Below are 9,892 nucleotides of genomic sequence, written 5' to 3' on the forward strand. Positions count from 1 at the left end.
CCACATCCCCTACCCCCCCACATCCCCTACATCCGTCATTTTCGGGTTGACAGACTACTAGAATTCATACCCTTAATCAGCAATGCCTAATTTTTCTATAGGATTTCACTTCTTCTTTCTGAATCCTGACTCCTGAAACAAAATATCCCACCAATAACACCGCAATGGCTTATTGGTAGGACTTGGGGTAGTTTGATTAAGAGTTTTTTTCAAAGTCAAAACCAGGAAAAACCCAGTTATTGCTTAGAAATCATCAAGGAACTGACCAATCCGATTAATTACGGGGTCTACTTCTTGAGGTTCATATTCAGGTATGGCTTGCGCCACGCTAACGCTATCAGGAGGAATATAAGTAAGTGGTTGTTGATTCAGGATAATTGCCAAATTTGCCACTTGTTGAGTAAGTTGCAACATTTGACTTTCTATCGCCTCCAAACGATGAGACTCCCTCGCCAAAAAACGTTCCTCAAAACCAGCTATTTGATTTTGCATCTCACCGATTTTTTGTTCAACCGTAGTTATATTTGCTGTCTTAGCAACTGGTTGTACAGTTTCTGGGACACACAAAAATTTCCAGAGAGCCTCCTTACACAGATCACTGAAAGTTTTATCTGGCTGTGTCTCTAAGGAGTTTTCCACCTGCGCTAACAAACTCTCATCAGCAATTTCTGGATTGAACGTAACGGATTTAACTACCTTTTTTGACCATTGGAACATCAGTTTTATGACCTAGCGCGAACAGCAGCAGATAATTGCGCTTCTCCATAAATATACTGCCCCAAAGCATTAGCTTGCCGAGAAGGTGCAGCTAAGTAAGCGTTGATTTTAGCTTCCTTGAGTAGACGTTGGACATCTTCCCAGAAAAACTCTCCACCACCACCTGTAATAATCACATCAGTTACTCGCTCTGGCAACCAAGCTAACACACGAGAGCAAATTTCCCGTGAAAACTGCTCTGTTAAGTTAGGCAGAAAATCATCTAAATTAGTAGGCTTACTAGCACCTTTGGGACGGTAAAAGCGATCGCCTTTAGGCTTATTAACCGCAGAAATCAGTGCCAATGATTGACTATCAACAGCACCATCTATTTCCTTAGCTACCAGTTCATAAAACTTACTCATCCCAAAGTCTTCACTCTTAGAAGCAGCCCTAGCAAAGCGGAAATTATCCACCATGATCATATCAATGGTTTGATGACCAATATCCACAATCCCCACAGATATTTTTGTAAAATCGGGAACTGCTGTTGCTTTATTCGGTTGAGTTTCTGACCACAGCAAACTACCATATCCTTCTGGCATTACCCAGACTTTGGCAATATGCAAAGTTATGGATTCACCTCGAAAATTTACTACATGAGGTCCAGTTACCAAGCTAGTTAACTGTGCCTTTTCTCTTTCAAATTGTTCCAAAGATAAAAAAGGCAGTCCCAGGACAACATAAATTTCATCTCTGAGCTTAAAGTAACCAGCAGATGATAAAACTTTGACCAGAGCATCTTCTACCTTAGATTGGCCAACGCCAAGATTAGCCCCAAAATCGGCTGCTAATTGCCCTACAGCATAGCCACTACCTTGATACTCCAACCACAAATCCATTAGTGGGTCAGTAGCCTTAGCTTCAAACACACCACCACGGATCTGCTCAATTGATGTTTGCTTCACATTAGCAGGAATGAAAGCCACATTAGCGGGTTCACGGCTCACACAAGTCTTTGTGGAGGTTCTACCTAAATCCACACTCAGAATAGTTTTACCCGTAATATTGGTTGGCTTGACGGAATTTCCAGAATTTATGGGTGTGGCTGCTGATGGTGCTGCTGGATTCCGGTTCATAGGAATAGCAGCAGCGTTCATGGGATTAGCTACGGGCGGTTGGTCTGTCATGAAATCTCCTCTGTAAAAAGTTATCATGCTCATCTTACAAAAAGGTGAGCTACAAAAAATTTTAGGTTGGGTTAAGTGTAACTAGAAATACGTCAAAATTCATAACAGGCGATCGTCAATTTTTTATGATTTAGTATTTCTGATGTCAGTCTTGGGAAATGTCAAGTCAAGCTTTGCTTTTTTCTTCCCCCTCTTGACATCCAAGCACAGAATAACTACAGGGCAGCCACAGGGGGTTGCCCCTACTCCTAACCCGTCATATTGGCGGGAGAAAAATCATTAAATTTCTCCCATTACCAGTTTTAGCTAAATTTTGCTAAATGGTTGATGTCAAAGATTGGACTCTGGATTCCGAAGACCACTCTAATGGGTTCCAAACTCTCTCTTCTAAAGCCATTTGCTCAATTAGACTAGCCAAGCGTAAAGCTTTGAGAGCTTGTTCACCACCGACAGAAGGCTGATTGCCACCGCGAACACAGTTGACAAAATACTCTAACTCTGCACTAAGAGGCTGAACATTGGTGGTATAAACCTTTTCAATTAAACCATCTTGTCTATATAAGACTTTTTGATGGTCAATCAGCGGATTAACAGGGGTTTGCCGATGTACCAAAATCTCATTATTGAGAAAATCTGCTTCTGTAAATGAATTTTTACAATGGGCAACTAAACGGCGAATTTTCCGGTGGGTAACTTTGCTGGCTGTGAGAGTGGCAACAATCCCATTAGCAAAACCCAAGGTAGCCGTTACATAATCTAAATAACCTGAGTCTAAAGAACGAGTCCCACTAGCAGTCAGTTTCACCACTGGTGAGGCGGCTAATTCTAGCAGTAAATCAATGTCATGGATCATTAAATCCAGCACTACGGAAACATCATTCGCCCGCGCCGAATAAGGACTCATACGGTGAGATTCCAAAGCCAAAACTTCCTCGGTTTTGAGGACTTGACTAAGTTCCCTAAAGGCGGGATTGAATCGTTCTATGTGACCAACTTGCAAAATACACTGGGATTCAGCAGCAGCATTAACTAGGGATTCTGCCTCGGAAATACTGGCTGCTATCGGTTTTTCAATTAAAACATGGATTCCTGCTAACAAACAGTTTATACCCACTGCATAGTGTAACCTTGTAGGCACAGCAACACAGATGGCATCTACATGGGGTAGTAAGTCGCAGTAATCTTCAAAAAACCGGACTTTGTGTTTGCTGGCAGTTTCTAGACCACGTTCGACATTAATATCGGAAACGCCGACTAATTCCACGTCTTTCATGGAACTCAGTACGCGGGTATGATGTTGTCCCATGTTACCAACCCCAATCACGCCTATGCGAATAGGGTGCGGCTGGCTGCGCTGTGAATAAAGATTTGGCTCTGACACTGATATGCTATCTTGCACTATTGTTCTCTCCTCAACCACCAAATTTAGAGACGCTACGGTCGTTGGCTTTTATACTTAAACGCCAGGTCTGATTTGTCTTAAACCATCCAGATGGTAACATAGTGATTATCTTTATGAAGAATTTCAAAGTTTGGGTTCAGTTCCCGCCATCTGGTGATCTTTTCCGTTAACAGTTGTCAATCATCCTGTTTTTATTCATCTATTAGAAAAATTATGTGTTTTTTCTTTAACTCTGTAATTTTTGTAACTTTTGACAGAAGTTATCAGGTATGTATTTAGGAAATTAACTAAATTCAATACATACTTTGTTTTGATAGCGGTAAATTAATCACCCTCTCTATAAGTAAAATTACAAGCCATTACATAGTTAATACTCAGAGTATAATGTTTTAGGCGATTTATACAATTAATGTTTTGATTCCTGAGAGTCTTTTTGTCCATATTTAATTTTTGTTGGTTGTATTTTGTTAATTTTCCCATCTTTTGGATGCAATTTATGAAGGAATTGGTAATTGTGAAAATTTCCCTCTCCTCTTGCTATTTCTTGATCTCCCATTTCCTCTTCTGAATATGAAAGCTGTAATTTTGTTATCTGGTGGTTTAGATTCTTCTACTGTTCTTTACCAAGCAAAGGCTGATGGCTGTGAATGTTACGCTATTTCTTTTAATTATCAACAGCGTCATAGGGAAGAGTTACATTCTGCTTTTATGGTTGCTAATGCGGCTGGAGTAGTTCAACATCAGGTGGTAAATTTTGATTTACGACAATGGGGTGGTTCAGCACTAACAGACAACAAGATTGATTTACCTGAAGGGCGATCGCTCGACGAAATGGCAGATAATATTCCTGTTACCTATGTTCCTGCCCGTAATACCATCTTTTTAAGTTTTGCTTTGGGCTATGCCGAAGCGATCGCCGCCCAAAGAGTATATATTGGCGTTAATGCCCTAGATTATTCCGGCTACCCAGACTGTCGTCCTGACTATATCGAAGCTATGCAGCAAGTTTTCCAGTTGGGGACAAAACAAGGACGCGAGGGAGAAGCTATTAAAATTATCGCCCCATTAATTGATTTGAAAAAGACAGAAATCATCCAACTAGGCAATCAATTAGGAGTACCTTGGCATCTCACATGGTCCTGCTATGCCGGTGGTGATTCAGCCTGCGGTGTCTGTGATTCCTGTCAATTGCGGTTAGCAGCCTTTGCCGAATTAGGTTTAGAAGATCCCATTGATTATGTCACTTATACTGAAAACGGTTCATAGTTTAACCAAATATGAAACCCCTCTATTAACCCTCTCCTAAGAGGAGAGGGAAAAGGAATAATATTTAATACTGGAGAGGCTTTCAACTTGTTCTTTGTATGATAAAAAAGTCCAGCTTCTAGCCGTTTTGAGTATAATCAGGTAGCGATCGCCCTTTAATAAACTATAAAACCATACTTAATCCTATAAAATACGATGAATCAAATCTATACAACCGATGTCCTAGTTGTTGGCGGAGGCACCGGCGGAACTGCTGCGGCTATCCAAGCAGCGCGACGAGGTGTAAACACAATCCTCGTGAGTGAGTTTCCCTGGTTAGGAGGAATGCTGACCTCAGCCGGTGTATCTGCACCAGACGGCAACGAATTGCAAGCCTGGCAAACAGGTTTATGGGGGGCTTTCCTCCAAGAATTACAACGCAGACAACCAGGCGGATTAGATAATAGTTGGGTCAGTTTTTTTACTTATGACCCGCGAATAGGTGCAGAAATATTTGCCGACTGGGTACGAGAATTACCTAACCTGCAATGGATTTCTGGACAAGTTCCCTTAGAAGTATTGCGAACCCAAGAGAGGATCACAGGTATACGCTTTGCAAACTTTACCATCAACGCCAAAATCATTCTTGACGGCACAGAATTAGGAGACCTATTAGCTTTAGGAGAAATCCCCCATCGTTGGGGTTGGGAATTACAATCAGAATGGCAAGAACCCAGCGCACCAACAAATTTTAACTCCCTGACCCAAACCTATCCAGTCCAAGCACCAACCTGGGTAGTAGTCATGCAAGACTTTGGAGAAAATACCGCCCCAGAAATTCTCCCCGCCCCCAACTATAATCCATCCCAGTTTACAGGAGCTTGGGATAACTATGGCTCAGAAAAATTTTTGAACTATGGACGCTTACCGGCGAATCAATTTATGATTAACTGGCCTATTGCGGGCAACGATTACTGCGAAAATGCCAATCGGTTGCTAGATGTAGGGGAGAAAAAGCGCGAATTTATGCAAGAATCTTATTGGCATAGTCAGAATTTCGCCCATCACATTCAAAGTCAGTTTGGTAGGCGTTACGGATTAGCAGAAAACCTGTTTCCCCATCCTAACTCCGCCTTTGCCCTCCATCCCTATTATCGGGAAAGTCGCCGTCTAGTCGGCTTGACAACTGTTTGTGAACGGGATATCCTGCCTTTAGCCAACGGTAAAACCGCATTACCATTTCATGATGCCATTGCCGTCGGTAACTATGCCAACGATCACCATTATCCCGGCGTAGAGTTCTCACTGCAACCTAAATCCATCCGTTGGGGTGGAAGATGGACAGGAACACCCTTCACTATCCCCTATCGCGCTCTTGTTCCTGCCACCACAGATGGTTTGCTAGTTTGTGAAAAAAACATTTCCGTTTCTCACATCGCTAACGGCGCTACTAGACTTCAACCAGTAGTCATGGGAATTGGACAAGCGGCAGGTATGGCAGCTTCTCTTTGTATTGTGCTAGAATGTCAGCCCAGGGATTTACCAGTGAAGAGTTTGCAGGCTGCATTATTGACAGACGACCATGCACCTAGCGTAATTGTTCCCTTGTTTAACTTATTAACTAATCATCCCGATTGGTTGTACTGGCAAACTTATTATTTAGACCATCCAGAAGCTTATCCTGCTGATGGTAACTGCCCTTGTATTGTGGTGAGACCAGACAATAAATTAAACCTCAACTGCTTTACAGGCAAATTCCAACGACTAGGTGAGCAAAATTACCAATTTAATATTACAAATGAAACCAATTTTACTACAACAAATTGGCAGCTTGTTGCGTTGATACCTGATATAGATCAGCAACTACAAGCTTTACCCCCAGAAAAAATACTCAAGATTTGGGGGCGGCCAAATTTATCTGGGAATTGGTTACTTGTTGAATATATTGAAGAAGTATAAAATGAACATTTATTCAGTAAAATACAATACTTTTTTGCAAATTTTCCGGATAGACATATAATAGTTAAGTATTAGTGAAGTAGAGAGTTCTAAAATAGACATCTACTATGCGTGCTGCCATTTCACTTTTAGTATCGAGTCTGGTATTTGGCTCCTTAGCTTTTAACTGCGAAGCAGTACAGACTCGTTTTTCCGCTCTGTCAATGGCTAAGTCCGATTACCAGCTTTCACCTTTGGTGTTAAACCAGAGTTTCAACCTGGCTGATAACTCCAAACCTAGCCCCAATCAACCCGAAAAGCCCAATCCTCATCGAGGTAGTGGTCGTAGAGGATTAGATGGATAAGTTGGCAATTTCAGTTCTGTTATTTAATCCTTGGAGCGCAATACCTGCCAATCCAGAAATGATGTTACCGGATTATTGGATCTTTTAAATCCTACATACGACTTCTTGAATTGAAACGATATAGACAGTTACAGCACTACACTTGTTTGATTTTATCGTTTGTAAATTTCTCTTTGACTGACACCAGATATAGATAGTTACAAGCACTATATCTTTAATCAGTTGCATGGCTCTCGCGTCATCACGCCAGCTATCAATATTGCCATTTCTCTGCTAAAAACATAGACAGTTACAGCACTTCATCTCTCGAAAATTGTTCAATATTTCATCAAAACATCCGGTAATTGCTCAACCCTTGGCGTGTATTGGTGACCAAATCACTAATACACGCACCAATCTCACCTATGGTAATCGCGTTCAGTACACATTGGGCGTTAGTAGGTGGGAATAATTACCGGAAGTGAGGGAACAGAAAACTTTTCTTAGTTATCAACCCTCATTGTGAATGCTAAATTTCTAGTAACTTGGCTTGTGAGCAATCCAATATTTACTTACGAAGTGAACTTGGGTTTCTATTTGCTCAAATCCCGCCTTTTCTAAACGCTCTACCAGGTTATCTGTAATGTAATGCTTGTAATAAGGTTCATGAAAAGTCTCTGAGAAGTTCTTGACAACTACTTCCATCTCCGGTACATCATTTACCTGAATAGAATCACAGATAATAAAAATGCCTCCTGGTTTTGTGACCCGAAAACATTCTTCAATTACAGTTTGACGAACTGCCGCTGGTAACTCATGAAACAGAAAAATACAAGTTGTACCATGAAAGTAATTATCTCGATAGGGCAACTCTTCGACATTCCCTTGTACGAGTTGCGGTAATTCTCCAGGAATTTGGGATAATAGTTCGTTGGCTTTCCGCAAATAGGCTGGGGATAAATCTATACCAAATAAAGATATGTTGGCTAAAGCTGCTCTGATTAACTTCAGTGTTCGTCCAGTACCACAAGCAATATCTATGACTCGGAGTTGTTCTTGGGGAATATGGTCAAATGCTGTTAGTTGGGATTTGAGAGGACAGAGGATGCGTCTTCTCATAGCATCAGTTGAGCCACCAAACAGAATTTCCACCTGTAAGTCATATAAATTGGCGGACAGTTCACTCAAATAGCCATCTGTTTGGTAATGGAAGTTCTGTACATAGTAGCTGGGATAGTTATCTGTGGATATTTCCTGGGAAAATTCTTGATATCTCCGATTTTTAATTCGTTCCCAGATATTTGGTAAATCTAAGCATATTAATGGATAGTAACGGAAGAAATCTTCCCAAGAATTATCAAATAATAAATTTTGTGGATACACACCGGCTTGACTATCTTCCCAGTCTGTTGCCAATAACTGGTTCATATTGTCTTGGAGTTGTGTGAGCAATTTCCGGGATAAAGGACTGATATTTGGCTGAAGTGATGGATAAATTAGGTTTTTGATCTGTGAAATTACGATTTTGTGAGCAAAAGCAAAGTAATTCTTCCCTGATTGCAGGGCTTGGTAGCTTGATTTTGTGAAAATATCAAACATAGATAAAAGATAAAATTAGGTTTTGTTGATTGTGTCGAGTTTCATGGCTCGTCCAGATTTTTATAGCCAAAAAAATGGAAAATGTAAATCATTCATAACAATTTTTACCTGTTAACAGGTGTGAATGGTTTATTTTATGGAACTGCAAACTGCGATAGTCGCTCTTTTAGTCTTCTATGTCGCCTGGAATTTGGGTGCAAATGATGTTGCTAATGCGATGGGAACTTCTGTGGGTTCTGGGGCTATTACTCTCAAACAGGCGATCATGATTGCTGGCGTGTTAGAGTTTCTTGGTGCTGTCTTGTTTGGACAAGAGGTAACGTCTACCCTCGGCACGAAAATTGCGAATCCGGTTTTATTTGCGACGATACCACAAACTTTAGTGATGGGGATGATTTCGGTACTGCTCACGGCTGGGATCTGGCTACAGATTGCCACAGCTAGGGGTTTACCGGTGTCTTCGTCTCATGCCATTGTGGGAGCGATCGCTGGCTTTAGTTGGGTAGCATTGGGAGTAGAAGCAATGGATTGGTCATCCATTGGTTTAATTACTATAGGCTGGATTTTAACACCAATAATTAGTGGAGCGATCGCCGCTAGTTTGTATAGTTTGATTCAACAATGGATTTTTAATCAACCCCAACCTCTCTCCCAGCTACAAGAATGGATTCCCTGGTTAAGTGCATTGCTATTGAGTGTATTTGGTATTATCGTTCTCCCGACAATCACTCAACCCTTGAGCCAGTTCTTACTCACAGAGGGAAAATTTAATGTTCCCGCTCACGACATTACCCTATTCATTGGTGGAATCGCCGTAATTAGCTTGACCTTGATCAGTTGGCGACAATTGGTAAATAGTCAAATTGAAAACAAAATTCAAGGTTTATTTGCCAGATTTCAAGTTTTGAGCGCTTGCTTTGTGGCTTTTGCTCACGGTTCTAATGATGTTGGTAATGCGATCGCTCCTCTAGCAGTAATTGCCTACATCAACCAACAAGGTAAAGTTCCCAGTGATGAACTCACCATCCCCTTGTGGATTCTGGTTCTCGGTGCGATCGGCATTGTGGCAGGATTAGCAGTTTGGGGTAAAAAAGTTATTGCCACCATTGGCGAAAATATTATTTCCTTAGAACCTAGTAGCGGATTTTGCGCCGAACTAGCCACAGCCATCACTATCTTATTAGCCTCCCGCTTAGGTTTACCCGTTTCCACCTCCCATACCCTTGTCGGTGGAGTTGTGGGGATTGGACTGGTACAAAATATTAAATCAATAAAATTTGCCACTATCCAGAATATCGCCGCCGCTTGGTTAATTACCATTCCCATCAGCGTCGCCCTGAGTGCCACTATTTTTACCATTATGGCACTAAACTGGCACTAAACTGGCACTAAACTGGCACTAAACTGGCACTAGTAGTTCGTCAAATTTATTTTGACGGGTAATGATCGGAAAAAACTTCTGTTCTTCCCTCCCGCAC

Annotated in this window: 9 protein-coding genes; 4 read left to right on the forward strand and 5 right to left on the reverse strand. The window is 41.4% G+C overall.

Going from position 1 to position 9,892, the window contains the following annotated elements:
- Positions 1-243: 243 nt before the first annotated feature.
- From IQ228_RS13390 to IQ228_RS13405, 4 genes are all read right to left on the reverse strand, one after another.
- On the reverse strand, positions 244-717 hold the full coding sequence (locus IQ228_RS13390) for a hypothetical protein (RefSeq protein WP_027401383.1): 474 nt from the start codon (positions 715-717) through the stop codon (positions 244-246).
- Positions 718-722: 5 nt separating this feature from the next.
- The gene (locus IQ228_RS13395; RefSeq protein WP_027401384.1) at positions 723-1,886 is read right to left on the reverse strand and encodes a ParM/StbA family protein; all 1,164 of its coding nucleotides are present in this window, start codon (positions 1,884-1,886) and stop codon (positions 723-725) included.
- A 316-nt stretch (positions 1,887-2,202) separates the two neighbouring features.
- Positions 2,203-3,285 carry a Gfo/Idh/MocA family protein gene (locus IQ228_RS13400; RefSeq protein WP_193963110.1) on the reverse strand — a complete coding sequence of 361 codons (1,083 nt, stop codon included), beginning with the start codon at positions 3,283-3,285 and terminating at the stop codon, positions 2,203-2,205.
- Positions 3,286-3,694: 409 nt separating this feature from the next.
- On the reverse strand, positions 3,695-3,844 hold the full coding sequence (locus tag IQ228_RS13405) for a hypothetical protein (protein WP_160170600.1): 150 nt from the start codon (positions 3,842-3,844) through the stop codon (positions 3,695-3,697).
- Between the two features lie 14 nt (positions 3,845-3,858).
- Between IQ228_RS13405 and queC the strand changes: the two genes are divergently transcribed.
- From queC to patX, 3 genes are all read left to right on the forward strand, one after another.
- Positions 3,859-4,554 carry a 7-cyano-7-deazaguanine synthase QueC gene (queC, locus tag IQ228_RS13410; protein ID WP_193963111.1) on the forward strand — a complete coding sequence of 232 codons (696 nt, stop codon included), beginning with the start codon at positions 3,859-3,861 and terminating at the stop codon, positions 4,552-4,554.
- Between the two features lie 195 nt (positions 4,555-4,749).
- Positions 4,750-6,492 carry an FAD-dependent oxidoreductase gene (locus tag IQ228_RS13415; protein WP_027401388.1) on the forward strand — a complete coding sequence of 581 codons (1,743 nt, stop codon included), beginning with the start codon at positions 4,750-4,752 and terminating at the stop codon, positions 6,490-6,492.
- A 107-nt stretch (positions 6,493-6,599) separates the two neighbouring features.
- Positions 6,600-6,836, forward strand: coding sequence for a heterocyst-inhibiting protein PatX (gene patX / locus IQ228_RS13420; RefSeq protein WP_027401389.1), 237 nt, complete (start codon positions 6,600-6,602; stop codon positions 6,834-6,836).
- Positions 6,837-7,352: 516 nt separating this feature from the next.
- Here patX and IQ228_RS13425 read toward each other — a convergent pair.
- Entirely contained in the window at positions 7,353-8,414 is a 1,062-nt protein-coding gene (locus IQ228_RS13425) for a class I SAM-dependent methyltransferase (RefSeq protein ID WP_193963114.1), read from the reverse strand.
- A gap of 136 nt (positions 8,415-8,550) precedes the next feature.
- Between IQ228_RS13425 and IQ228_RS13430 the strand changes: the two genes are divergently transcribed.
- Positions 8,551-9,795: an inorganic phosphate transporter gene (locus IQ228_RS13430; protein WP_193963116.1), complete on the forward strand. Its 1,245-nt coding sequence runs from the start codon at positions 8,551-8,553 to the stop codon at positions 9,793-9,795.
- Positions 9,796-9,892 lie beyond the last annotated feature (97 nt).

The sequence above is a fragment of the Dolichospermum sp. LEGE 00246 genome (assembly GCF_015207865.1).
GTDB lineage: Bacteria > Cyanobacteriota > Cyanobacteriia > Cyanobacteriales > Nostocaceae > Dolichospermum > Dolichospermum heterosporum.